This window comes from Pseudomonas silensiensis (genome assembly GCF_050434865.1).
GTDB lineage: Bacteria > Pseudomonadota > Gammaproteobacteria > Pseudomonadales > Pseudomonadaceae > Aquipseudomonas > Aquipseudomonas fluorescens_W.
On sequence record NZ_JBNDJH010000008.1, the window covers coordinates 245,586 to 271,059 of the forward strand.

Consider the following 25,474-nt stretch of genomic DNA (forward strand, 5'->3'; position numbering starts at 1 on the left):
GACCTCATCGCTGCCGGCATTTACGCCAACACTTCACACATCTGCAACGCCGAGCAATCTACGTGGAACGGCCCGAAGAAATCGTCCTGACGTTCGATCGGCGGATTGCCGGCCAGCAGCTCCAGGGCCTTCGCGGTTTCAATGTTGCGAGCAAGGTTGTGATTGGCTTCGATAGTCCGTGCCACCGACCCCGCCGAGCCCTGTCCGATCCCCAACAAGGAAGATCCATTGGTCATGAACGCCAGGAAGGCGATGACCCAAAGTCTGTGCCCTTTCATTCCCCGGCGACTCCCGAGAGTTCAGCTTGATCGACCATCGCGGTTTGCGAACGGTGTTCAAACTGGATGCCGGGATGAGCGACTTGAATCGGCGCTTCAAGCGGTTGACGCGATTGTGGCGAGAGGCTGACAACCAGCACCAGGACCACGTAAAGAGCGATAGCCAGGTAGGCGCCGTGTTTGGCAGAAGTGATGATTGCGCTGGCCATGATGTTCTCCGCAGGCATGTTTCGATGCCCACAGATTCGATCAAAAAAGCGGTGATAACCACTCAGGGTTATCCATAGTAACCATCAGCTTCGTTAATCATTAAGCCAAACTATCTCAGTCTTCAATAAAACTCATCAAGCGCTCGCGGGCCGCATCCGGCTCTGCTGGAACGGGCTGGGCGGCCGAAAGAATGGGGGTGGAATAGAGAAACAGAAGAACCACGGCCAGACGCATTGCCATGCTGTCGATCCTTATCAGGAGAAGGAGTCAAAAAATCAGCGTCAAATTTAAACTTGTGGCCATGTGATATCAAGCAATACCTTGATAGCAATATGATGCTGTCGTAAACGCGTTATGCAGGAGCGACATCACTCAGGTTTCTCGGAGCTTTTCAGCTCGATCGGCGCAAGTGACTTCGCTCCTGCATAAAGGGTGCAGGGGTCAAATTTCAAGCTTGGGTTTTGTGATCCAGAGCCGCGTAAAAGTTGGCGCTCTGTTGCAGGTATTTCTGGGTGTAGCTTTGGGCGTGGGATTTTTTGTCGCTGATTTCAATGTTGGCGCTGGCTGGCAACGCAACGGTGGCAGAGATAGCGGAAGCGGCGATTACAGAGAAGAGATTGAAGTTCATGGCGGTGTTCCTCGGATTCAGTTGGCTTGCATGCCCGGTGGGGCCGTGAAACAAACTTAACCGTCGAGGTTGGCGCCTTGAAATCTTTTGTAGCATTAGCAGATATCAGCGTCATTAATAGAAGGATGCAGGCCCCATCAACCGGGGCCTGCGGCCTATTGACGCACCATGAACTTGAGATCGCTCGGGGCATCCATCGGCAGTTTTTGCACGGTTTTACCCAGCAGGCCTGTCTTTGAATCGCGCTCGACGACGACAATCTGGTTACTTTTCTGGTTCGCGATCAACAAGAACTTGCCACTCGGGTCGAGGCTGAACTCACGCGGGTGATCACCTTCAACAGAACGGCGCTGCAGTTCCTTGAGGTGCCCGGTCGCAGAATCGATGGCGAACACCAACAGCTGATTGGCGGTGCCACGGTTGCTGACGTAGAGGAACTTGCCATCGCGCGACGCGTGAAGCGCAGCGGCTGCCTTGTCCGAAACGGGCTGACCCGTCGCCAACTCGATCATTTGCGTTTGCTTGAGTTGGCCGTCCTTGTAATCGAACACCGCAACCTGCGCACTCATTTCCATGGTCAGCCACGCGTGCTTGCCATCGGCGCTGAACAGCAGATGACGCGGCCCGCTACCGGGTGGCAACTGGACGGACGCCGGAGTCGCGGCGGTCAAGGGCAGTTCCGGGTTAGCCTTGGGGTCGAAGCGGTAGGCAAAGATCTTGTCGGCGCCCAGGTCATTGGAGAACACGTACTTGCCGTCCGGCGACGCAACCGTGGAATGCACGTGCGCCGACATCTGCCGCTCGGGATTGACCCGGCTTGATGGATGGCTGCTCATCTGCACTACGGATTTCAGCTTGCCGTCGGCGTCCACCGGCAATACAGCCAGCGTGCCGCCCGGATCTTCAGCCACCGAATAGTTGCTGACAAACAGGTGACTGGCTTCAATGCTGAGACCCGAGTGCGTCGGTTCGTTGCCCAGGCTCTGCACCTGATTGATCAGGCTCAGCGCATGGGTTTCGGGATCGATCGCATAACTGCTGACGCGCCCTACCGGATCAGTCTGTCCCGGGCCGTTTTCGTTGACCACGAACAGGTGACGCTGATCCTTGGACAGGGTCAGCCAGGACGGGTTTTCACTCTTGACCACTTGCAGCGGTTTGGCATCGATCTGCCCGGTGGCGCTGTCGAAGTTCAGGCGATAAATCCCCTGGCTCTGACCGGCTGTGTAGGAACCGACCAGCAACTGATAGTCGTCGGCCGACGCAACCTGAAAGCCCATTGCGCCGACGCTGCCGGCCATCAGCAGTGGCCAGAGCTTACGCATCCTCATTCACTTCTTCCTCGTCGTCATCACCGCGGAACGCGGTCATGCACACCAACCGGTGCTCGCCGGAACTGCCGGTGATCAGCCAGCTTTGCAAGTCTGGATCGAAGGTCGCGGCCTCGACTTCGGCCGGGGTGAACTCCCAGTGCTTGGACACACGACCGTCCAGGCATTCGATGTGCAGGTTATCGTCTTCATCGAGGGAAAATTCGAAAGCGTGCAGCCCATCGATTTCCACCATATCGCAGTGTTCGAGGGTGGCGAGCAAGGTGTCGGTTGCGGCAGTCATGGCAGTCAATCTTTGAATGGGAAAGACGCAATGATAGCTCATCCCCCTATGATCGTTCCCACGCAGAGCGTGAGAACGATCATCCGTTAGAGGGCTTCGCGCGAAGGTTGGCCATCCACCAACCGTTGAATACGCAGCGGATTGCCATTCTTCAAGGCTTCCGGCAGCAGGCTGTCGGGGTAGTTCTGGAAGCACACCGGGCGCAGGAAACGGTCGATGGCCAAGGTGCCCACCGACGTACCACGCGCATCGGATGTTGCCGGATACGGCCCGCCGTGGACCATCGAATCGCAGACTTCCACGCCAGTCGGATAGCCGTTGAGCAGGATCCGTCCGACCTTCTGTTCCAGCAACGGCGTCAGCTCAGCGAACTGCTCGAAGTCTGCCGGCTCGCCAATGATCGTCGCCGTCAGCTGTCCGTGAAGACCGTTCAGCGCGACGCTGAGCTGCGCCTGATCGGCCACTTCGACAAACACCGTGGTGGGGCCGAACACTTCTTCCTGCAGCACTTCATCGCCCTTGATCAACAGGCTGACATCCGCTTTGAACAACTGCGGTTGCGCCTGATTGCCTTGTTGCGAGCTACCGGCCAGATGCTCGATACCGGGATGCGCGAGGAGTTTTTGCAGACCTTTGCCATAGCTGCCCAAGGTTCCGGCATTGAGCATGGTTTGCGCTGGCTGATCGCCGATCAGGCTCGCCACCTGTTGCACGAACGCACTGAATTGCGGCGAACGAATACCGATCACCAAACCGGGATTGGTGCAGAACTGACCACAGCCCTGGACCACCGAAGCGGTGAGGTCGCGGGCGACCGATTCGGCGCGGGCTTGCAGTGCCTGCGGCAACACGATCACCGGGTTGATGCTCGACATCTCGGCAAACACCGGGATCGGTTGTGGACGCGCGGCCGCCATGTCGCACAACGCACGACCACCTTTCAACGAACCGGTAAAGCCAACCGCCTGAATCGCCGGATGCTTGACCAACGCTTCGCCGACGCCACCGCCGTAGATCATGTTGAACACGCCGGCCGGCATGCCGGTTTTTTCTGCGGCGCGAATGATCGCGTCGGCCACCCGTTCGGCGGTGGCCATGTGGCCGCTGTGGGCCTTGAACACCACCGGGCAACCGGCGGCCAACGCCGACGCGGTGTCGCCGCCGGCCGTGGAGAACGCCAACGGAAAGTTACTCGCGCCAAACACGGCCACCGGCCCGAGGCCGATGCGGTACTGACGCAAGTCCGGACGTGGCAACGGTTGGCGCTCGGGCAATGCCCGATCGATCCGCGCACCGTAGAAATCACCGCGACGCAGCACCTTGGCGAACAGGCGCATCTGACCGCTGGTGCGACCGCGCTCGCCTTGAATCCGTGCGGCGGGCAGCGCGGTTTCGCGGCAGACCAGCGCAACAAAGTCATCGCCCAGCGCGTCCAGTTCATCGGCAATCGCATCGAGAAATTGCGCCCGACGTTCGGCGCTCAGGCTGCGATAGGTCGGGTACGCCGCGGCGGCAGCCTTGGCGGCGGCATCGACTTCTTCCGGGGTCGCCTGGAAGAAATCGTACGGCAACGCTTCGCCCGTGCTGGCGTCGACGCTCTGTAGTTTGAGCGGGCCGGCCGCATTACGCCGGCCGCCGATGTAGTTGTGACCAAGAATCTGGGTCATGCGTATCTCCTTAAAGGGTGCCAACGGTGCCGGGCTCGAACGCTGCTGCAACCGGTGCAATCCCGTTGATCAACGGTGCACCGAACTCGGCCTGACTGATCTCGAACACGTCACCCGGCCGGGTGCGAATGCCGTCGGCAAAGGACAGGGTCGCGGTGCCGAAGAAGTGAATGTGCACATCGCCCGGACGGAGGAACTGGCTGTACTTGAAATGGTGGTACTCGAGGTTTTCCAGGCTGTGGCACATGTTGGCCTCGCCACTGAGAAACTCGTTCTGCCACAGCACTTCACCGTTGCGCAGGATGCGGCTGGTGCCTGCCAGGTGCTCCGGCAATTCGCCGACCCGAAGTTCCGGGCCATAGCTGCAACTGCGCAGTTTGGAGTGCGCCAGGTACAGGTAATTCTTGCGTTCCATCACATGGTCAGAAAACTCGTTGCCTACGGCGAAACCGAGTCGATACGGTTTGCCGTCGTGGCCGATGACGTAGAGACCGCTGAGCTCCGGCTCCTCCCCCGCGTCTTCGGCGAACGGTGGCAGCGGGAACGGTTGGCCCGGACGCACGACGATGCTGCCGTCGCCCTTGTAGAACCATTCCGGTTGTACACCGGCCTGCCCGGCCACCGGTTTACCGCCCTCCACTCCCCATTTGAAAATGCGCATGGTGTCGGTCATCGCGGCTTCGTCGCCGGCTTGCTGATGCATCTTGTCCCGCGCCGACGCACTGCCCAAATGGGTCAGGCCCGTACCGCTGACCAGCATGTGCGCGGGATCCGGGTGATCCAGCGGCGGCAATATACGCAACGCGGCCAACAGTTCTGCATAGTCATGGCTGATGCCCAGGCCCAGGTTTTTCACCTGTTGCTCAAGATTGACGCCCGCCTCGATCGCGGCCAACGCCAGGTCGCGAACCGTGCGCGCGTCCTGCACTTCGCGCACCAGACTGTCTTCGACCACGCCCACCCGGCGCTCGCCGTTACTCAATTCGAACTGAACTAAACGCATGATTTTCTCCTTTGTTATTCAGAACACCGCAGATCCCTGTAGGAGTGAGCCTGCTCGCGATAGCGGTCTAACCTTCAACATCTATGTCGAATGACACTCCGTCATCGCGAGCAGGCTCACTCCTACAGGGGGCGGTGTCAGTCATTCAGGTGCGGGTAGCGCCACGGGCGCTGGCAGCGAACTGGTCGGCCGGCAGTACGTGCTTGCGTTCCAGCAGGCGATAGACCACACCGGTCAACACCAGACCGAACACCATCACGCCAGACAAGAAGTACAGGCCCGAAGCCAGGTTGCCGGTGTATTCCTTCAGTGCGCCGATCACGAACGGGCCGATGTAGCCGCCGAGGTTGCCCACCGAGTTGATCAAGGCGATCCCTGCCGCCGCACTGGCGCCGGCAAAGAAGCGGCCTGGCAAGGTCCAGAACACCGCGGTGCAGGAAAACAGCGCAAAGGCCACCAGGCACAACGCCGCCAGTTGCAGCACCGGCACGGTCAACCAGGCACTGAGAAACAGGCCGATGGCGCCCAACACGTAAAGCACCGCCAAGTGGCCGTAGCGATCATTCAAGCGGTCGGAACTGCGCGGAATGATCAGCAACCCGATGATCCCGAAGATGTACGGCACCGACGACACAAAACCGGTCACCAGATCCGTGCCACCGAACTGTTTGATCAAGGTCGGCAACCACAAGCCCAGGCCGTAGATGCTCAGGGTCACCGGCAGATAGAACAGCGCCAGCAGCAACACGCGTTTGTCCTTGAGGGCGTGCAACGGATTGCCGTGGCGGGTCTGGCCGTACTCCTCAAGATCCTTTTTCAGTTCGCCGGTCAGCCAGTCTTTTTCGGCCTGGTCCATCCACTTCACTTGTTTCGGACCATCCGGCAGCCAACGCAGCACTGGCCAGGTCAACAGGATCGCCGGAGTGCCGATGACGATGAACAGCCACTGCCAGCCATGCAGGCCAAGAACGCCGTCCATGCCGAGCAGACCGCCGGACACCGGGCCGGTGATCAACATGGCGATGGGTTGGGAAAGGATGAATAGTCCAAGGATCTTGCCGCGATGGCGCACCGGGAACCACTGGGTGATGTAGTAGAGAACGCCCGGGAAGAACCCGGCTTCCGCCGCGCCGAGCAGAAAGCGCATCACATAGAAACTGTGCGGTCCCTGGACGAAGGCCATGCCGATGGTGATGGCGCCCCAGGTGACCATGATCCGCGCGAACCAGCGCCGCGCGCCAAAGCGTTCGAGCATCAGGTTGCTGGGAATTTCCAGCAAGAAATAGCCAATGAAAAACAGCCCGGCACCCAACCCGTAAGCCGCGTCACCGATACCGAGGTCGGCGCCCATGTGCAACTTGGCGAAACCTACGGCGGAGCGATCCACATAGGCGATCAGGTACAGCAGGATCAGGAAGGGAATCAGTTTCAGCGTGATGCGACGAATAAGCCGCAGTTCCTGGCTCATGAGATCGGTCTCCGATTGTTGTTGTTATAGAACCTCGGGGGACGCCTCTCGCGGAAAACCGCCAGGGCCATCCCTCCGTTGAAACGGACTATATAGTAATACTATTTACGCAACAACACTTCCAAACGGCCGAAATTGCGCTTATGTTACGCCTCAGCTCTAACTATATAGTCATACAATAAGAGAACCGATTATGTCTGATAAGAAACCCACCCTGCGCTCCGCCCAATGGTTTGGCACTGCCGACAAAAACGGCTTCATGTACCGCAGCTGGATGAAGAATCAGGGCATCGCCGACCACCAGTTCCATGGCAAGCCGATCATCGGCATCTGCAACACCTGGTCGGAACTGACCCCGTGCAACGCGCATTTCCGCCAGATCGCGGAGCACGTCAAACGCGGGGTGATCGAGGCTGGGGGTTTTCCCGTGGAATTCCCGGTGTTCTCCAACGGCGAGTCGAACCTGCGTCCAACCGCCATGCTCACCCGCAACCTGGCGAGCATGGACGTCGAAGAAGCGATTCGCGGCAACCCGATTGACGGGGTTGTGCTGCTGACCGGTTGCGACAAAACCACCCCGGCATTGTTGATGGGCGCGGCCAGTTGTGACGTACCGGCCATCGTCGTCACCGGCGGGCCGATGCTCAACGGCAAGCACAAAGGTCAGGACATTGGCTCGGGCACCGTGGTCTGGCAGCTCAGTGAACAGGTAAAAGCCGGCACGATTACCATCGATGATTTCCTTGCGGCCGAGGGTGGCATGTCCCGCTCGGCGGGTACGTGCAACACCATGGGCACCGCGTCGACCATGGCCTGCATGGCTGAAGCACTGGGCACTTCCCTGCCCCACAACGCGGCGATTCCAGCGGTCGATGCGCGTCGTTATGTGCTGGCGCACATGTCCGGCATGCGTGCAGTGGAGATGGTTCGCGAAGATTTGAAACTGTCGAAAATCCTCACCAAAGAAGCCTTCGAAAACGCCATTCGCGTGAACGCCGCCATCGGTGGCTCGACCAACGCCGTGATCCATTTGAAAGCCATCGCCGGGCGCATCGGTGTGGAACTGGATCTGGATGACTGGACCCGTATGGGTCGCGGCATGCCGACCATCGTCGACCTGCAACCGTCCGGGCGCTTCCTGATGGAAGAGTTCTACTACGCCGGCGGCCTGCCAGCGGTGCTGCGTCGTCTGGGTGAAGCCAACCTGATTCCGCATCCGAATGCACTGACCGTCAACGGCAAAACCCTCGGCGAGAACACCAAGGACGCGCCGATTTATGGCCAGGATGAAGTAATCCGCACCCTCGACAACCCGATCCGCGCCGACGGCGGCATCTGTGTGTTGCGCGGCAACCTCGCACCACTCGGCGCAGTGCTCAAGCCTTCCGCCGCCAGCGCCGAACTGATGCAACACCGCGGGCGTGCGGTGGTGTTCGAGAACTTCGACATGTACAAGGCACGGATCAACGATCCGGAACTGGACGTGGACGCCAACTCGATTCTGGTGATGAAAAACTGCGGGCCGAAGGGTTATCCGGGCATGGCCGAAGTCGGCAACATGGGTTTGCCGGCCAAGTTGCTGGCCCAGGGTGTGACGGACATGGTGCGCATTTCCGATGCGCGCATGAGCGGCACGGCGTACGGCACTGTCGTTCTGCACGTGGCGCCGGAAGCGGCCGCCGGCGGACCTTTGGCGACGGTGAAGGAAGGCGACTGGATCGAACTCGACTGCGCCAACGGTCGTCTGCACCTGGACATTCCCGACGCCGAACTGGCGGCGCGCATGGCCGACCTGCAACCGCCGCAGCAACTGATCGTGGGCGGTTATCGTCAGCTGTACATCGACCATGTGCTGCAGGCGGATCAGGGCTGCGATTTCGACTTCCTGGTGGGTTGCCGTGGCTCCGAAGTTCCCCGCCACTCCCACTGATCCCCCTTGTAGGAGTGAGCCTGCTCCGGGCTCACTCCCACATTGGTTCTTCATCTGATTCAGGACCGGGTCCACGCCTGTTATCATGCGCAGCACCCCATCGCCCAGGATCACGCCGTTCCCCATGGATTACCGCAAACCCTCCGACCGCAAAAGCATGCATTCGCGCATCGTCCAGGAACTGGGCATGCAGATCGTTTCCGGACGCTTCAAGCCGTGTGACAAACTGCCCGCCGAAGCCCTGTTGTGCGAGGAGTACGCGGTCAGCCGTCCAGTCCTGCGCGAAGCCACCCGGGTGTTGGTCGCCAAGGGTCTGGTGTATTCCCGTCCGCGAGTGGGCACGGTGGTCAAGCAGCGCAAGGAATGGCACATGCTCGATCCGGATGTGCTGCACTGGCTGATGCAAAGCAGCCCGCAAAATGAATTCTTCGACCTGCTGACCAGCGTGCGCAGCATCATCGAACCCGCAGCGGCTGCCCTCGCCGCGCAGTTCGCCACGGAGGCTGACATCGCCTCTATCGGTGAAGCCTACCAACGCATGGAAGCGGCGCCGACGCCGGAAGCGCTGCTGCAACCGGACCTGGATTTCCATAGCCGGATTGCCGATGCGACCCATAACGACTTGCTGGCCAACCTGTGCAACATGCTGTCGGTGGCGATTGCCGAAGCCTTGAAGCATTCGAACCAGCGGCCGAATCTGCATGAACTGGCATTGCCCCGGCACAAGGCGATTCTGACGGCGATCGAGAACCGGGATGCGCTGGGTGCGCGGCATGCGACGCTGGTGCAACTGGATGATGCGCGTAGTGCGTTGAATGCGGTGTTGGGTACCGATCCTTCCTGACACAACACAATCCCATAGCTACAAAAATCCCCTGTAGGAGTGAGCCTGCTCGCGATGACGGAGTGTCATTCGACATAGATGTTGAATGTTAGACCGCTATCGCGAGCAGGCTCACTCCTACAGGGGGGTAGTGTGGAATTCGGGATGTAAAAAAGCCGCAACCAAGGTTGCGGCTTTTCTATTTCAGCCTGGGATCAGTGGGCAAACAACGAATTGCCCTTCTGCCCCGCCAGTTTCTCCGGTTTGATCAGGAACCGTGCCAGCGCTGGCAGCAGCCACAGTGCGCCGAACATGTTCCAGAGCAGCATGAAGGTCAGCATCAGGCCCATGTCGGCCTGGAACTTGATGGCCGAGAAGATCCAGGTGCACACGCCGATCGCCAGGCACAGACCGGTGAACAGCACGGCTTTACCGGTGGACTTCAGCGTCTGGTAGTACGCCTCTTGCAACGGCAGACCGGCACGCAGGAAGCTTTCCAGACGGCTGTAGATGTAGATGCCGTAATCCACGCCGATCCCCACCCCGAGCGCCACAACCGGTAGGGTCGCGACTTTCACGCCAATGCCCATGAAGGCCATCAGGGCGTTGCCGAGTACCGAAGTCAGTACCAGCGGCAGTACGATGCACAACGTCGCGGCCCAGGAGCGGAAGGTGATCATGCACATGGTCGCCACGCAGATGTACACCAGGACCAGGATGGTCAGCTCGGATTCCTTGATCACCTCGTTGGTGGCAGCCTCGATCCCGGCGTTACCGGCGGCGAGGATGAATTCCAGGCCTTCCTTGTTGTTCTCCTTGGCGAAGTCCTGCACCGCATGCACGGCGCGATCCAGGGTTGCGGCCTTGTGATCGTTGAGGAACACCAGCACCGGCGCCAGGGAGCAACTGTTGTTGTACAGACCATCAGCCCGAGCGATCGAGTTGTTCAGCACGTCCGGGTTACGCGACAGGGTTTCCCATTTCAGGTTGCCTTCGTTCATGCCCTTGATCATCTGCTTGGACACGGTCACCAGCGAGATCGCCGACTGCACGCCCTCGGTGTTCTGCATCTTCCACATCAGCTCGTCGATCGGCGCCATGGCTTCGTAGCGCGAGCAGCCTTCGGACTTGGTCTTGACCATCACCACCAACACGTCGGAACTGGTGGAGTAATTGCTGATGATGAAGTTGTTGTCCTTGTTGTAGCGCGAGTCTGGACGCAGTTCTGGAGCACCCTGGTCGAGGTCACCGATTTTCAGGTTCTGGCTGTACCAGAGGCCGCCGCTGAAGGCCAACAAGGCCAGGACGATCGACACCGGCGCCACTTTCGGGCTGGCAAAGTTTGACAGCAGACGCCAGAACGGGTGTTCGCGGTGCGCGTCTTTCTTACTGCGATCGACGGCGCGTTTGCTGATACCGACGTAGGAAATCGCCACTGGCAGCAGGATCAGGTTGGTGAACACGATCACCGCCACGCCGATAGACGCGCCGATGGCCAGTTCACGAATCACGCCGATGTCGATGATCAGCAGCGTGATGAAACCCACCGCATCCGCGAGGATCGCGATCATCCCCGGCAGGAACAGCTGACGGAACGTGCGCCGCGCCGCAGTCAAGGCGTTGTCCGCCTCGCTGGACTGCAAGGCAATCCCGTTGATCTTCTGCACACCGTGGGAAATACCAATGGCGAAGATCAGGAACGGCACCAGCATCGAATACGGATCGAGCCCGAAGCCGAAGAAGTGCATCAAGCCGAGCTGCCAGACCACCGCCACCAGCGTCGTACTCAACACCGCCACGGTGCTACGCATGCAGTTGGTGAACCAGTACAGCAGGATCAACGTGATGATGAAGGCAACGCCGAAGAACATCACCACCATGACCAGCCCATCGATCAGGTCGCCGACTTTCTTGGCGAAACCGACGATGTGGATCTGCACGTTGGGGTTCTGGGCTTCGAATTTGTTGCGGATCTTGTCTTCGAGCTCGTGAGAGAACTTGCGGTAATCCAGCGCCAGCAACTTGCCCTGGTCCTGCGGGTCCGGGTAGGACTCCAGCAGTGGGATATCGACAATGCTCGACTTGAAGTCGTTGGCCACCAGACGCCCGACCTGACCGGACTTGAGCACGTTGTTGCGCAACAGATCGAGGCTTTGCTGGGAACCGTTGTAGCTCTGCGGAATCACTTCACCACCGGCGAAGCCCTCCTCCGTCACTTCGGTCCAGCGTACGCTCGGGCTCCACAGCGACTTGAGGCCGGAACGGTCAACACCGGAGATGTAGAACACCTCGTCGTTGATCTGACGCAGGGTCTCCATGTACTCCTTGGAGAAGATGTCGCCATCAGTGGCTTCCACCGAGATGCGCACCGTGTTGCCCAGGTTCGCCAGATCGTTGCGATGCTCCATCATCTTTTGAATGAATGGATGCTCGAGCGGGATCATTTTTTCGAAACTGGTGGACGGCCGGATCAGCGTCGCCTGCCAGAACAGGAAAATACTGACCAGCAGGCAGATGACGATCACTGCCGGGCGGTTGTTGAAAATCAGGCGCTCGAGAAACGTCGCCTTGTCATGATGATGAGTGCTCAAGGATGTCATAGACCCGCCTTCTTATTATTTGCCCGGCTCATTTGGACGACCCATTTTTTCCATTCTCTGCGCCGGCGCCGGTTGGCGAAGTGACACGAACGCCACCCTGTCCTGCCAGAATCAGATTGCCGTTGCCCGCTGCGGTGACTGCCGAAACGGAAATGCGATCCGGACGGTTGAACACGCTGAAGGTTTCGCCGTTGTCGTTGCTGCGGATCACCGAGCCACCGTTACCGACGATCACGATGGAACCGTCGTCGAGCAGCGTCGCGCCGGACAGACCGAATTCCAGCGCACCGCGAGCGGCCTTGAGTTCAACCGGATCCCAGGTCGTGCCGAAATCGGTGGAGCGAAACAGATTGCCTCGCAGCCCGTAGGCCAGCAGCGTATTGGCTTGAGCGGTGCCGATCACGCCGAACAGCGAGCCTTGGTAGGGACCTTCAAGCTTTTCCCAGGTCTGGCCCTCGTCGGCAGAGCGGAACATGCTGCCCTGCTCGCCGACGATGAACAGCCCGGCATCCTTGACCGCGGCAATGCCGTTGAGGTGGTACTGGTCTTCGTTGTCGAGGCGATCGCTGACATCTTCCCAGTGCTTGCCGCCGTCGGTGGTGGCGATCAACGCACCGTAGGCGCCCACGGCAAAGCCGCTGTTGACGTCCTGGAACCAGACGTCGAGCAGCGGCGATTCGCGTTTCAGGTCTTCGAATTGCTTGGTCCAGGTGACGCCGCCGTCCTCGCTCGCGAGGATCTGCGCATCATGGCCGACGGCCCAACCGTGTTTGTCGTCGACGAAATACACCGACGTCAGCATTTGCCGCGTCGGTACCTTGGCTTGGGTCCAGGTCGCGCCCTGGTCATCGGAATACAAAATGTGCCCGCGATCCCCGACTGCCACCAGGCGTTTGCCGGCGTGCACGACGTCGAGCATCAGGCTCTTGCTGGCTTTGGCAGATTCAACGGAATAAACAATGTCGGATGTTGGCGCCGCTGCGGCCAGCGCAGGTGCCGACAGCGCGGCACAGCCCAACAGCGAGAGCGCTGTAGCCAGCAACGCGAATTTGCGTAGTGCCGGCGGGCGGCAGATACCCACACCCATGACAGGCTCACTCATAGACCTTCCCCCATTATTATTGTTAGGTCGTTCAACCTTTCTGGGCGCCATAAGGGATGCTCTTTGCGAATGCCTTTTCTGGAGCATAGTCCTGAAATGCGCAATCTAGAGCCCCCTTCGGAAGCTGGCTTATCCTATCGGGGTTTGGAAAGGTCTGACAATCGACGCCACGTTATGTTTTGTTAACCTGGGGGGGTATGGGGGTTGGGTGAATGTTTGGGTATCAGGTGGGGTGATTGGGGTTTGGGGTTTGGGGTTTGGGGTTTGGGGTTTCGGGGTTTCGGGGTTTCGGGGTTTCGGGGTTTCGGGGTTTCGGGGTTTCGGGGTTTCGGGGTTTCGGGGTTTCGGGGTTTCGGGGTTTGGTGTACATATCCATTTCTGCGGTAACGGCTACTTATGGTTTCGCTCTTACAGCGAGTCACTTTTCCAGACGCCGAAAAGTAACCAAAAGGCTTCGCCCCGGCGTACGGCGCCTCGCTAAAGCTCCGCGTTCCCTCGCTCCGGTATCCATCAGGGGGCATCGCCTACGGTCTGCTTCGCGACGACCTCCTCTCGATGTGTGCGGCTCCGCCGCACGGCGCTGCGCGCCTAACCCCCTGATGAACACCTACGCTCGGCCTGCCGAAGGGGCGAGAGATCAAAAGCAGAATCAAGATCTAAAGCCACAGCCACAGCCACAGCCACAGCCACAGCCACAGCCACAGCCAGATCAAAAGATCGCAGCCTCGTTTCACTCGACAGCTCCTACAGGGGATGGGTGTACACCCGCTTCTCACCACTCAACAGGCCGAGCGTTAGCTCGCCTGCAGCTCTTGATCTTGATCCACCCGCCCCGTCGGGAGGCTGAGTGGAGGTGTGCATCCGGGGAGTGGCGCGCAGCGCCGTTCGACGCAGTCGAACACGCTGCATGTAGGTCGTCGCGAAGCAGACCGGAGGGCAGTGTCCCCGGATGGATACCGGAACGAAGGAACGCCGAGCCTAAGCGAGGGGCCGGACGCTTGGGGCGAGCGTTTTTTTGCTTACTTTTTTTAGGCGTTTGTAAAAAAAGTGAGTCGCCGTAAGGGCGAAACCCTAAGTCGCCGTTACCGCAGCAACGGATATGTACTCAGTCAACAACAGCATGGTCGGCCCGAAGGCCGCCATAGCAAACCCAAACTCAGGCCAGGCTTTTGCTGACCACCTCAAACACATCACTCGACAACTGACCCGAAGCGCGAATCCGCTCCAGCTCACCTTTCATCAACGCCTGACGCGCGTCGTCGTATTTGCGCCAGCGAGTCAGCGGCGCCAACTGCCGAGAAGCAATCTGCGGGTTAAACCCGTTCAACTCGATCACCAGATCCGCGAGGAACCGATAACCCGAACCATCCGCCGCATGGAAGTTGATCAGGTTCTGCCCGGCAAACGCCCCCACCAGCGCCCGCACCTTGTTTGGGTTCTTGATGTTGAATGCCGGATGCTGCATCAACGCCTTGACCCGCTCCAGACCACCGGGCAACACGCTGCCGGCCTGGACGCTGAACCACTGATCCATGACCAGCGGATTGTCCTTGAAGTGCTCGGCAAAACTGGCCAGTGCCTTGGCTTTCTCGTCTTCGAACGACGAATTGACCAGCACCGCCAACGCCGTCAAACGCTCGGTCATGTTGTCGCTGGTCTCGAACTGCTCAAGCGTCGCCGCCAACACTTCCGGTTTACCGCTGAGCATCAGGTACGACAGCGCAATGTTCTGCAATGCGCGACGAGCGAAGTGCTCGGCCTCGGCTACATACGGGGTTTTCTTCGAGAGATCGCGATTGGCCTGATAACGCAGCCACAACGCCTCGAACAAACCTTCTGCCAATTGTTTACGAGCAAACTCGCGAGCGATGTGAATGGCGTCAACGTCAGCCACTTCGCTGATCTCGGTCAGATACGCCTCGCCCGGCAGCGAAAGCATTTCCGCGACCATCGCCTGATCCAGCGTCTCGTCCGACAGCACGGTGCGCAAAGCAGAAACCAGACGCTGATCCAGCACCAGCTTCTCGCCCTTTTGCTGCTGAGCAATCAGCTCTTGCAGCACCTGAACCGACAATTGCTGACCCGCATCCCAGCGGTTGAAACCGTCGCTGTCGTGCTGCATCAGGAACATCAGCTGATCGCGGTTGTACGGGAAGCTCAGTTTCACCGGCGCCGAGAAGCCACGCAGCAACGAAGGCAATGGCTGTTCCGCGATGTCGATGAAAGTAAATGTCTGCTCGGCTTCAGTCACCGAAATGACCCGTGAGGTGCCCTGAGCGCTGGCTTCACCGGAAAGACGCAACGCAATGGCCGCGCCTTTGGAGTCCAGCAGGCCCAATTCGACCGGGATCACGAACGGCAACTTCTCAACCTTGTCCGGGGTTGCCGGGCAGCTTTGACGGAACGTCAGGCTGTAGGTTTTCGCCGCCGCGTCGTAGGACTCGCTGACCGCCAAACGCGGTGTGCCGGCCTGGCTGTACCAGCGCTTGAACTGGGTCAGGTCGACGCCGTTGGCGTCTTCCATGGCCTTGATGAAGTCGTCGCACGTCACGGCCTGGCCGTCATGGCGTTCGAAGTACAGGTCGCTGCCTTTGCGGAAGCCTTCGGCCCCAAGCAAGGTATGGATCATGCCGACCACTTCCGAACCCTTTTCGTACACGGTCAGGGTGTAGAAGTTGGAAATCTCGATGAAGCTGTCCGGGCGCACGGCGTGAGCCATGGGGCCGGCGTCTTCGGCGAACTGGTGGGTGCGCAGGTACGCCACGTCCTGGATGCGCTTGACCGTGGCCGAGTTCATGTCGGCGGAGAAGCCCGAATCGCGGAACACGGTGAAGCCTTCCTTCAGCGACAACTGGAACCAGTCGCGGCAGGTCACGCGGTTGCCCGACCAGTTGTGGAAGTATTCGTGGGCAACAATCGCCTCGACCCGCTGGTGCGCGGCGTCGGTGGCCGTTTCGGCGCGGGCCAGCACGGCGCTGGAGTTGAAGATGTTGAGGCCCTTGTTCTCCATGGCGCCCATGTTGAAGTCGTTGACCGCGACGATCATGAAAATGTCCAGGTCGTACTCACGACCGTAGACCTCTTCGTCCCAGCGCATCGACTTCTTCAGGCTGTTCATGGCGTGCTGGCACTTGTCGATGTTTTCCGGCTCGACATAAATGCGCAGCGCCACAGCGCGATCGGTCATGGTGGTGAAGGTGTCTTCGACGCACCACAAATCACCGGCCACCAACGCAAACAGGTAGGCCGGTTTCTTGAACGGATCTTCCCAGGTCGCCCAGTGCCGGCCGTCTTCGCCAGGACCTGAGGCAATCGGGTTGCCGTTCGACAGCAGCACCGGATAGCTGTGCTGCTCGGCAACCACCGTGGTAGTGAACGTACTCATCACGTCCGGACGGTCGAGGTAATAGGTGATCTTGCGGAAGCCTTCGGCCTCGCACTGGGTGCAGAACATCGCGCCGGATTTGTACAGGCCTTCCAGCGCGGTGTTGGTTTCAGGGTGAATGCGCACGCTGGTGTCGACCGTAAAGCGTTCGCTCAAGGGTTGCAGCGTCAGATGGTTTTCGGTCAACACGTAGTCGTCGGCGCCGAGTTCGCGGTCGGCGAGGTTCACCGTCAACAACTCAAGCTGCTGACCATCCAGCACCAGCGGCGGCAGGCCCGGGCCACGTTCAGGATTGCGGCGCATCACCAGTTGCGCATGGACCAGGCTGTGGTCCTCGTACAACTCGAAGGTCAGGTGCGTCTCGTCGATCAGGTACTCGGGCGCCTGATAGTCCTTCAGGTAGATCATCTTCGGTTGTTCGGTGCGCATGCTGGAGTCCTTACTGATGCACGGCGAGCTGATAGGCCGTGTATTTACGAATATTGATCACGCCAGTGTCGAAGATCAGGTATTGGCCTTTGATCCCTAGCAGCGTGCCTTCGGCAATCGGATTCTTGTCCAGGTTGAAGCTGACAATTTTCGCCGGGTATTGCTCGATCGGATAGCGGATTTCGAGCGTTTCTACATCGGCAATAGTCTGGATCGCCTGTAGGCCGAATCGTTCCTGTAAACCTTGCAAACCTTCGGCGCAGCTGTCGAACAGCTGATCACGAACCTGCGCCAGGTCGACCGACACCGCATCGCCCTTGAGTAAAGCACGCCAGTTGGTCTTGTCCGCGACCTGACTGCGGAACAGGTCTTCGACGAAGCCCGACTGCTGACGGGTCGAGACACGCATGATTGGCAAGGCCTGACGGGCGCCCTGATCGATCCAACGGGTCGGCAGCTGGGTGGCGCGGGTAATCCCGACCTTCACCCCCGAAGAGTTGGACAGATACACAATGTGATCCGTCATGCAGAACTTCTCGCCCCACTCCGGCTCACGGCAGGTGCCAGCGTCATAGTGGCAACGCTCCGGGCTCATGATGCAGATATCGCATTGGGCCAGTTTGGTCATGCACGGGTAGCAGTAACCCTGGCTGAAACTGGTTTTGGTCTTGCGCCCGCAATGGGAGCAATGAATCGCCCCCAGGTATTCCAGGCGCACCGTGGTCCCGATCAAAGGATTGACCGGCACCTCGACGTCGTCCAGACGAAACGCGTACTGCACGTTCGGCCCGTCAAGGCGCGCCGACATTTTGCTGATTGCACCGCGGCCAATCTCGATCAATGGACGGCATCCGATTTGAACAGGATATTCGGCACTTCGATCGACTTGGAGCCGCACTCCTGCACGCCCATGTAACCGGTGCGCTGGTCTTCGGGAAGGTTCTGGATTTCCCAGGCGATCATCGCTTGCAGCGACAGTTCGCGTTGTTCGGCGGTGAGTTTGCCACCGTCGGACCATTTGCCGATTTCCACCGCCAGTTTCAGGCTCTGGTAGATATCAGGGGTGATGTTGTTGATCATTTCGTTAAAAGAGGACATCAAGGGCTCCGCGCTCTTTATTGACATAACTATTTAGGCGGCCAGTTTACGGCGGTTGTACAAACCACCCAACAAGCCGGTCAAGCATCCGACGAGCAACCCGCCGACGTGGGCCGCATTGGCAATTTCACCGAAGCCGATCATCGAGACCAGCCCGGACAGACACAGCAGCAGCCACACCAACATCATCACCAGCACGCCGCGCGGCAGGCGATAAGCACGGTTCGGCGACAATATCTGGAAAATCCAGCAATGCCCGAGCAGGCCGTAGAGCACGCCGGACAGCCCGCCGAACAGGGTCGGACCACTGAAATAATACTGGGCGTAGTTCGAGACCAGGCCGAACAGCAACGTCAGGCCGATCAGGTTGATGCTGCCCTGGCGCGACTCGATACGTCGGCCCAGCTCCCAGTACCACATGCCGTTCATGGCCAGGTGCAGGATGCCGAAGTGGATCAGCATCGGCGTCACCAGACGCCACCATTGCCCCGCCGCCAGGCTGTCGGCCAAGGGCACGAAGTGGATGTACTCGCCGACAACGCGGAAATCAAGGAAGGTCAGCCAGCGCATCGTGTCGAGGTTTTCGCCCAGCAGCGTCACCGCGCCGACAAGCAGGCTCAGCAGCAACACGAATGCTGTCGCCTTGGCGTGGCGCAGTTGCTCGACGAACCCGGGACGATTGATGGTTTGCGCCACCGGAATGTCCAGCTGTTGATCGGGATCACCGGCCGGGAAGCGCTCATACAACACACGCACGTCTTCGCTGATGTTGGCCGGCACCCACAGCACCTGCTCGCCTGCCTCTTCGCTGACCCGATGCGGCACCTGCATGCGCTGCAACAGTTTGACGAACCCGCTCAAGTCCACCGCCAGCGGCAGCCGTAAAACGGCAACGGCACTCATCGCAGCACCTCCGGCCGCTCGACATCGACCCAGACAAATTTATGCGGGTCGAGGCGGGTTTCCTGGTCCAGGCGGTAGGCGACCAGTTTGCCGTAGAGCACCGCGCTGTAATCCAGGCAGGCCAGGTTCGGCCGGATCGGCGCCGGCTTGCCGCTGCGCCAGTAATGGCCCACGAACAACAATGGCTCATCGACGCCATAGCGCAGCAAGGTGTTTTTTTCAGTGGACGACAGCGGCGTCCGGGCCACGGGTTCGGGCAAGGCGTCGGGCTGGAACACGATGTCTCCGTAAGTTTGCGGGTCGTCTTCCCAGAACTTGGTGCGGAAGAACGAACGCGTCAGGCCATCGCCACTGGTCATGGTCAACCCATGAGGCAAGCGCATGTCAGTGCCACGCAGCAGGCGGTCGAACACGGTGCAGGCGAAACTGCCCGGTACGGCCGAGGCCTGGAGGAAATGTTCATCGACGCAACCATTGGGGAATAGCGCGCGCAGCGGTTCGATCAGCCCCGCGTCCCAGCAGGCATGCACCACCCGGAATCGCCCGGCATCGACGAACAATGGCATCTCATAGAACCATTGCAGGAAATCATGCCAGTCAGCCGGATGGTCTTCGAACTGGGTGAGGGTTTCGCTCAGCAAACGGGCATGGCGCGGGGTGTGCTCACGCACGAACTGCTTGCCGCTGCCCGGGGGTGCCGGCGTGCTCCAGCCGAGGGCGTTGAATTCATGGTTACCCATGATGCACAGCGCCTGGCCGGCTTCGACCATGTCGTGAACGATGTGCAGCGCTTCGCGAATCCGCGGGCCGCGGTCGATGATGTCGCCGACGAACACCGCCATGCGCGACGGATGCCGCCAGACACCACCGTGTTTTTGGTAACCGAGCCGGTCGAGCAAGTGCTCAAGGGTCAGAGCGCAACCGTGCACGTCACCGATCAGGTCGTAGCTACGCGCGGGATCGAGCATCAGTCGCCTCCACCACCCAACTTGCTGCCCCAGCCGAGTTTGGTCCGGCAGACTTCATAGTAGTTGTGATCGAGCGGGTGAATCAGCCGCAGCTTCTGGGCCTTCTTGCTGATGGTGATGGTGTCACCCGGTGCGCAGGTGAAATGGTTCTGCCCATCACAGGAGACTTGCGGGTAAATCTGCATATCTTTGGACACGACGATTTTCAGCTCACTGTTGCCATCGACCACAATCGGCCTGCCCGACAAGGTATGGGGGTACATCGGCACAATCACAATAGCGTCGAGCTTGGGATGCATGATCGGCCCGCCCGCCGACAGCGCGTAGGCCGTCGAACCGGTCGGCGTGGCGACGATCAGGCCGTCGGCCTTCTGGCTGCAGACAAACTGGCCGTCGATGTACAACTCGAACTCGATCATCCGCGTCGACTTGCCGGGGTGCAGCACCACGTCGTTCAGCGCGTCGCCCTGGCCGATGGCCTCGGCGTGACGGCGGACTTCGGCTTGCAACAGGAAGCGGTTTTCCACCAGATAGTGGCCGTCGAGCACTTCGGCGACTTTGACTTCCAGCTCATCGGGGCGAATATCGGTCAGGAAGCCCAGGCTGCCACGGTTGATGCCGAGCACCGGAATATTGTGTCGGGCCAGCGCGCGGGCGGCGCCCAACAGACTGCCGTCACCACCGACCACAATCACCATGTCACATACTTCACCGAGCATCTTGCGCGACGAGGTTTGCAGGCCATGACCGGGCAGGACTTCGGCGATGGTGTCTTCGAGGATCACGTGCAGGTGACGATCGAGCAGAAACCGTTTCAGTCGGCGGACGGTATCCAGCACCTGAGAACTGCCCAGGCGACCGATGATGCCGATATTACGAAATTGCTCCATGAGGTTCCTGCGCGACGGTGAAAAACACGATTATGGGCGAAAGCGCAGGATAGACAAAATCCTTTCAGCCACAACGGTGTACTCACGATTGAGGCTATGCTCGCAAGATGATCTTATTTCCCGATTTGCTGCAGTTACCCCACCAGTTGCGCCACCCCGAAGTGCGCGACCTGGCCTGGGTCATCCTCGCGCCGCCGATGCTGGGCGTCACGACGTGGCCGCAGCGTCATCCGCTGACCGGCAGTGACTGGGTACAAGCGCCGGAGCGGCTGGAACAGTGGCTGCGGCAACTGGATCGAGACAGTTATGACTTGCTGCACTGGCTGGCGCAGGCCCGAACCCGGCGACTGGGCTTGTACTACGAACGCCTCTGGCAATACGCCGTGCGGCACGCACCGGGTATCGACCTGATTGCCGCCAACATGCCGATCCGCCGCGAAGGTCACACGCTGGGTGAGCTGGACATGCTGCTGCGCGATCGTGACGGCGTGCATCATCTGGAATTGGCGATCAAACTTTACCTCGGCCCGCAAAATGGCGACGGACACGACACGGCGCAGTGGCTCGGCCCCGGCTGCCACGATCGACTGGACCGCAAACTGGCCCATCTGACTCAGCATCAATTACCGATTTCGGCGCGCCCGGAGAGCCGCGAAGTATTGGCCGCGCTGGATATCCAGCAGTTCAGTGCGCATTTGTGGCTGGGCGGCTATTTGCTGTACCCGTGGCCGGGACCGGCCGAGCCACCGAGTGGCGCACATCCCCTGCATTTACGCGGTAGCTGGCTGCATCAGAAGGACTGGGCAGACTTTGTCGTGCAGCGCCCGTTCGGTCGCTGGCAACCCCTGCCCCGCCATGCCTGGCTGGCACCGGCCTACTATCCGGTGGAGCAGACCTGGAGCACTGAACAGCTGAATGCCTGGCTCAGCGACCTGGAGCCACTGGCCCCGGCGCGGTTGCTGGTGCGACTCACAGAAAACGCCCAGGGCGATTGGGAAGAAGCCGAGCGGCTGTTTCTGGTGGCGGATCTTTGGCCTAACGTTCCTGGCAGTGGCTGAGTTTTTAGCGTCTGGGCCGATGCGATTTAGATAGACAACCGCACAGCCAGCGCCGCCAACGTCACCAACAACACCGGCACCGTCAGCACAATCCCGACCTTGAAGTAATACCCCCAACCGATCCGAATGCTCTTGCGCTCCAGCACATGCAACCACAGCAACGTCGCCAGGCTGCCGATCGGTGTAATCTTCGGCCCCAGGTCACTGCCGATGACGTTGGCGTAGATCATCGCCTCCTTCACCACCCCGGTCGCCTGGCTGGCATCGATCGACAGCAAACCGATCAGCACCGTCGGCAAATTATTCATTGCCGACGACAGCAGCGCCGTCAGCACGCCCGTGCCCATGGCCGCGCCCCACACGCCGTAACCGGCAAAACCATCCAGCCATCCGGCCAGATACCCCGTGAGTCCGGCGTTGCGCAGGCCATACACCACCAGGTACATGCCCAGCGAGAAAATCACGATGTGCCACGGCGCTTCTTTGATGACTTTGCGCGTGGAAATCTTGTGACCACGGGCCGCGATGGCCAGCAGCAACACCGCGCACACCGCAGAGATGGCACTGATCGGAATCCCCAGAGGCTCGAGCGCGAAGCAGCCGAGCAGCAGAATCACCAACACGGCCCAACCGGCATAAAACGTGGCGTGGTCGTGGATCGCTGAAGCCGGATGCTCCAGTTGTTCGGGGTCGTAATCCTTGGGAATGGAACGACGGAAAAACCACATCAGCATCGCCAGGGTTGCCGCGACACTCACCAGGTTGACCGGGATCATCACCGCCGCGTAACGGTTGAAACTGATGTGGAAGAAGTCCGCGGAAACGATGTTCACCAGGTTCGACACCACCAACGGCAGACTCGCCGTATCAGCGATGAAACCGGCGCCCATGACGAACGCCAGGGTCGCCGCCGGGGAAAAGCGCAACGCCAGCAGCATGGAAATCACGATGGGCGTGAGAATCAGCGCTGCCCCGTCGTTGGCGAACAACGCCGACACCAACGCACCGAGCAACACCATGTAAGCAAATAGCTTGCGTCCGCTGCCCCGCCCCCAGCGGGCCACATGCAACGCTGCCCAGGCGAAGAATCCCGCCTCGTCCAACAGCAGACTGATGACAATCAGCGCGACAAAGGTCCCGGTGGCGTTCCAGATAATCTGCCACACCAGCGGGATGTCGCTCAGGTGCACGACCCCGAAAATCAGCGCAAGCACCGCGCCGAATACTGCGCTCCAGCCAACGCCAAGGCCTTTTGGCTGCCAGATCACCAAGGTGATGGTCAGCAGGAAAATCAACGATGCGATCAGCATGCAGTACAGCCTTGTCGAAAAAACAAACCGCGATTCAGCCGCAATGCACGAGCGGAGTAAAGCCCAAACTTGCTTTCCTATCCCTAAACACACCAAGGTCGATGTAGCAGCTGCCGAGCCTGCGAGGCTGCGTTCGGCGACGCAGTCGTCGTAAACCCTGCGAACGCGGTATTCCTGGGACACCGCAGTGCCTGATTTCACGACGACTGCGTCGCCGAACGCAGCCTCGCAGGCTCGACAGCTGCTACGACGGAGCGGTGTGTCATAGCCGGATCACACGGCCCTCGATCGGGACGCTATAGCCTGATCACATGCCCTTCGATCGGTGCGATCTGGCCGTGAAACAGCCGGGAAATCACACTCTGCGCGGCTTCATAGCCTTTGCTCTCGACCACTTCCAGCAATGGTTTGTCAGCCGTAGTCAACTGCCGGTAGAAACGCTGCAAGCCCTCACCAATATGCTGACTGACCCCTTCCGGGCCCCACTCGGCATTGCGCTTGCGGATCTGGATCGGCGCAAAAAAGAACACCGGTTGCGGCCCTTCAATGGCCGTCAATCTAGCCTCATCGGTGCTTTGCGCAGAACCGGCGAAGCAGCTGTAAACCAACTGCCCGGCAAAATGCTGGTGGACCTGATCCCGTAAATCCAGGTCGCCGGAAAAATCTACATACAACGTAGGACGGTCATTGGCCAGGCTCGCCAGTTCTGCATAGGCCACCGTTCGCTCGTAACAACCGAGTTTCTCGACAAACGCCTTGTTGCCGGTCGAGGTCAGCGCCACTCGCTCCAGTCCCGGGTGATTGTCCAGGCAGACCGCCGTGCCATAGGCGGTTTTGCTCGAAGCGCTGGAGATCACCAGTCGAGTTGCGCCGAAGAACTGTTGATCCTGCAGGAAATCCGCGAGCATCGACGAGGTCAGGAACAACGGTTTCAGCAATATCTGCAGGTTTTCGGTTTCAGGGCTGTAGTACGAATCCCAACTGCAACGGGTGTATTGGTTGTACGCCGACGTCAGCGCCTGCCGATGCTCGGCGGCGTCATAGAAACCACGCTCGGTGACCCGTTCCGGGCGCATCCACAGATGGCTGGCAATCGGAAAATACCCGTAGAAACGCTCCCCGACCTCGATGCCGGCCACATCAGACGCCACGACATCGGCAAAACCCCACGCCGGGACGTGCCCCCATTCCGCTAACCCTGTAGGAAAGAATTCCCAGTAGTTCATCGAGTTGCCATAGGCCGCGTAGGTAATGTTGTTGGTGGTCAACGCGCACCGGTCGATCTTGACAATCACCTCGCCGGCGGCCGGAATCAGGCTACGTTGCTCCTGCTCGATTCGACTTTGGTCAAGGGCGTTTTTGCGGGTAATCAGCCGTGTTACCGTGCTTGAACTTTGCATCTTTCAGACTCCTGCTGCGCGTGAGTGGCGGGTCGCACCAGAGTAGTGGCAGCCGATGAAGAGCGGGTTCGGAAATTCCAGGGGCAGCACCTCCACGCTCAATCCCCGCGCCAAGCCGTTGAAACGGCCGAGCCAGGCCCGGGCGATTTTCACCGTAGAGGCAATTTACGAAGCGTTTGTTCGGATTTGGCAACGCGACGGCTGGTCGGGGTTGACCACGCGCGCGGTGGCCCTGGAAGCAGGCGTCGCCATTGGCACGTTGTACGACTATTTCCCGAGCAAGGAAGCCTTGCTGTCAGGTTACGTCCGACATTGCCTGGAGCATCTGTTGCAGCAGGTGGATGAACAGGTCGTACAGCCCACGGATCTGGATTGGCAGACCCGGACCCAGCGTCTGATACGCCTGACCTGTGACCCGGTCGAGACCAGGCAACCGTTGTTCGACTATGAACTGATGACCCTCGAACACCAGATCGCCGAACCCAAACATCATCGGCGAGTGTTCCAGGAGCTGTCGCAGAAGTGGCGCGAAGCCTTCGCAGCCTGTACCGATTTGCCCGTATGCCCTTCAGAAACAACCATTGATGCCTGGCTAATCACGGCGTGGGGCGGTCGCCGGTATTGCGTCACCGCACAACCTGCGGCGGCGCAAACCGCCGCATGGCTGCTGGAGATCGAATCGATGATCTGTGGCCGGCTCCGTGGCTAAG

Annotated in this window: 23 protein-coding genes; 4 read left to right on the forward strand and 19 right to left on the reverse strand. The window is 59.7% G+C overall.

Features of this window, described 5'->3' with window-relative positions:
• Positions 1–20: 20 nt before the first annotated feature.
• The 9 genes from QF010_RS14470 to QF010_RS14510 form a co-directional block, all read right to left on the reverse strand.
• Complete coding sequence (locus QF010_RS14470; protein WP_429533373.1) at positions 21–278, reverse strand: hypothetical protein; 258 nt, start codon at positions 276–278, stop codon at positions 21–23.
• The gene (locus QF010_RS14475) at positions 275–487 is read right to left on the reverse strand and encodes a hypothetical protein (RefSeq protein WP_429533374.1); all 213 of its coding nucleotides are present in this window, start codon (positions 485–487) and stop codon (positions 275–277) included. Before QF010_RS14475 ends, QF010_RS14470 begins: the two co-directional genes overlap by 4 nt.
• Before the next feature lie 115 nt (positions 488–602).
• A complete protein-coding gene (locus tag QF010_RS14480) occupies positions 603–728 on the reverse strand; it encodes a hypothetical protein (RefSeq protein ID WP_429533375.1) in 126 nt (41 codons plus the stop codon).
• Between the two features lie 208 nt (positions 729–936).
• Positions 937–1,116, reverse strand: a complete 180-nt coding sequence (locus tag QF010_RS14485) for a hypothetical protein (protein ID WP_033054657.1) — start codon at positions 1,114–1,116, stop codon at positions 937–939.
• A 155-nt stretch (positions 1,117–1,271) separates the two neighbouring features.
• Positions 1,272–2,441, reverse strand: coding sequence for a lactonase family protein (locus QF010_RS14490; RefSeq protein ID WP_429533387.1), 1,170 nt, complete (start codon positions 2,439–2,441; stop codon positions 1,272–1,274).
• On the reverse strand, positions 2,434–2,730 hold the full coding sequence (locus QF010_RS14495) for a DUF5629 family protein (RefSeq protein WP_033054654.1): 297 nt from the start codon (positions 2,728–2,730) through the stop codon (positions 2,434–2,436). The genes QF010_RS14490 and QF010_RS14495 overlap by 8 nt, the downstream gene beginning before the upstream one ends.
• Positions 2,731–2,816: 86 nt before the next feature.
• Positions 2,817–4,397: an aldehyde dehydrogenase (NADP(+)) gene (locus tag QF010_RS14500; protein ID WP_429533376.1), complete on the reverse strand. Its 1,581-nt coding sequence runs from the start codon at positions 4,395–4,397 to the stop codon at positions 2,817–2,819.
• Positions 4,398–4,407: 10 nt separating this feature from the next.
• Positions 4,408–5,400, reverse strand: coding sequence for an AraD1 family protein (araD1, locus tag QF010_RS14505; protein WP_429510125.1), 993 nt, complete (start codon positions 5,398–5,400; stop codon positions 4,408–4,410).
• Positions 5,401–5,545: 145 nt separating this feature from the next.
• Positions 5,546–6,868: an MFS transporter gene (locus tag QF010_RS14510; RefSeq protein WP_033054649.1), complete on the reverse strand. Its 1,323-nt coding sequence runs from the start codon at positions 6,866–6,868 to the stop codon at positions 5,546–5,548.
• A 193-nt stretch (positions 6,869–7,061) separates the two neighbouring features.
• Between QF010_RS14510 and QF010_RS14515 the strand changes: the two genes are divergently transcribed.
• Together QF010_RS14515 and QF010_RS14520 are read left to right on the forward strand one after the other, a co-directional pair.
• On the forward strand, positions 7,062–8,798 hold the full coding sequence (locus QF010_RS14515; RefSeq protein ID WP_033054648.1) for an IlvD/Edd family dehydratase: 1,737 nt from the start codon (positions 7,062–7,064) through the stop codon (positions 8,796–8,798).
• Between the two features lie 124 nt (positions 8,799–8,922).
• Complete coding sequence (locus QF010_RS14520; RefSeq protein WP_033054647.1) at positions 8,923–9,642, forward strand: FadR/GntR family transcriptional regulator; 720 nt, start codon at positions 8,923–8,925, stop codon at positions 9,640–9,642.
• A gap of 194 nt (positions 9,643–9,836) precedes the next feature.
• Here QF010_RS14520 and QF010_RS14525 read toward each other — a convergent pair whose 3' ends face one another.
• The 8 genes from QF010_RS14525 to QF010_RS14560 form a co-directional block, all read right to left on the reverse strand.
• Entirely contained in the window at positions 9,837–12,221 is a 2,385-nt protein-coding gene (locus QF010_RS14525; protein ID WP_033054645.1) for an efflux RND transporter permease subunit, read from the reverse strand.
• Positions 12,222–12,249: 28 nt separating this feature from the next.
• Positions 12,250–13,323 carry a WD40/YVTN/BNR-like repeat-containing protein gene (locus QF010_RS14530; protein ID WP_429533377.1) on the reverse strand — a complete coding sequence of 358 codons (1,074 nt, stop codon included), beginning with the start codon at positions 13,321–13,323 and terminating at the stop codon, positions 12,250–12,252.
• A 1,156-nt stretch (positions 13,324–14,479) separates the two neighbouring features.
• On the reverse strand, positions 14,480–17,137 hold the full coding sequence (pepN, locus tag QF010_RS14535; RefSeq protein WP_429533378.1) for an aminopeptidase N: 2,658 nt from the start codon (positions 17,135–17,137) through the stop codon (positions 14,480–14,482).
• 10 nt (positions 17,138–17,147) lie between these two features.
• Positions 17,148–17,978, reverse strand: coding sequence for a DUF2797 domain-containing protein (locus QF010_RS14540; RefSeq protein ID WP_429533379.1), 831 nt, complete (start codon positions 17,976–17,978; stop codon positions 17,148–17,150).
• Positions 17,975–18,235 carry a YeaC family protein gene (locus QF010_RS14545; RefSeq protein ID WP_008152127.1) on the reverse strand — a complete coding sequence of 87 codons (261 nt, stop codon included), beginning with the start codon at positions 18,233–18,235 and terminating at the stop codon, positions 17,975–17,977. The genes QF010_RS14540 and QF010_RS14545 overlap by 4 nt, the downstream gene beginning before the upstream one ends.
• A 33-nt stretch (positions 18,236–18,268) precedes the next feature.
• Positions 18,269–19,138, reverse strand: a complete 870-nt coding sequence (locus QF010_RS14550; RefSeq protein WP_033054638.1) for a rhomboid family intramembrane serine protease — start codon at positions 19,136–19,138, stop codon at positions 18,269–18,271.
• Entirely contained in the window at positions 19,135–20,109 is a 975-nt protein-coding gene (locus QF010_RS14555; protein WP_429513060.1) for a metallophosphoesterase, read from the reverse strand. The genes QF010_RS14550 and QF010_RS14555 overlap by 4 nt, the downstream gene beginning before the upstream one ends.
• Entirely contained in the window at positions 20,106–20,996 is an 891-nt protein-coding gene (locus QF010_RS14560) for an NAD(+) kinase (RefSeq protein ID WP_007906781.1), read from the reverse strand. Before QF010_RS14560 ends, QF010_RS14555 begins: the two co-directional genes overlap by 4 nt.
• 107 nt (positions 20,997–21,103) lie before the next feature.
• Here QF010_RS14560 and QF010_RS14565 point away from each other — a divergent pair, with 107 nt between their 5' ends.
• A complete protein-coding gene (locus tag QF010_RS14565; protein WP_429533380.1) occupies positions 21,104–22,054 on the forward strand; it encodes a DUF1853 family protein in 951 nt (316 codons plus the stop codon).
• Positions 22,055–22,080: 26 nt separating this feature from the next.
• Here QF010_RS14565 and QF010_RS14570 read toward each other — a convergent pair whose 3' ends face one another.
• A complete protein-coding gene (locus QF010_RS14570; RefSeq protein ID WP_429533381.1) occupies positions 22,081–23,364 on the reverse strand; it encodes an arsenic transporter in 1,284 nt (427 codons plus the stop codon).
• 296 nt (positions 23,365–23,660) lie between these two features.
• Positions 23,661–24,764 carry a DUF2855 family protein gene (locus QF010_RS14575; protein WP_429510133.1) on the reverse strand — a complete coding sequence of 368 codons (1,104 nt, stop codon included), beginning with the start codon at positions 24,762–24,764 and terminating at the stop codon, positions 23,661–23,663.
• A 55-nt stretch (positions 24,765–24,819) separates the two neighbouring features.
• Here QF010_RS14575 and QF010_RS14580 point away from each other — a divergent pair, with 55 nt between their 5' ends.
• A complete protein-coding gene (locus tag QF010_RS14580; protein WP_033054633.1) occupies positions 24,820–25,473 on the forward strand; it encodes a TetR/AcrR family transcriptional regulator in 654 nt (217 codons plus the stop codon).
• The last annotated feature ends 1 nt before the right edge of the window (position 25,474 follow it).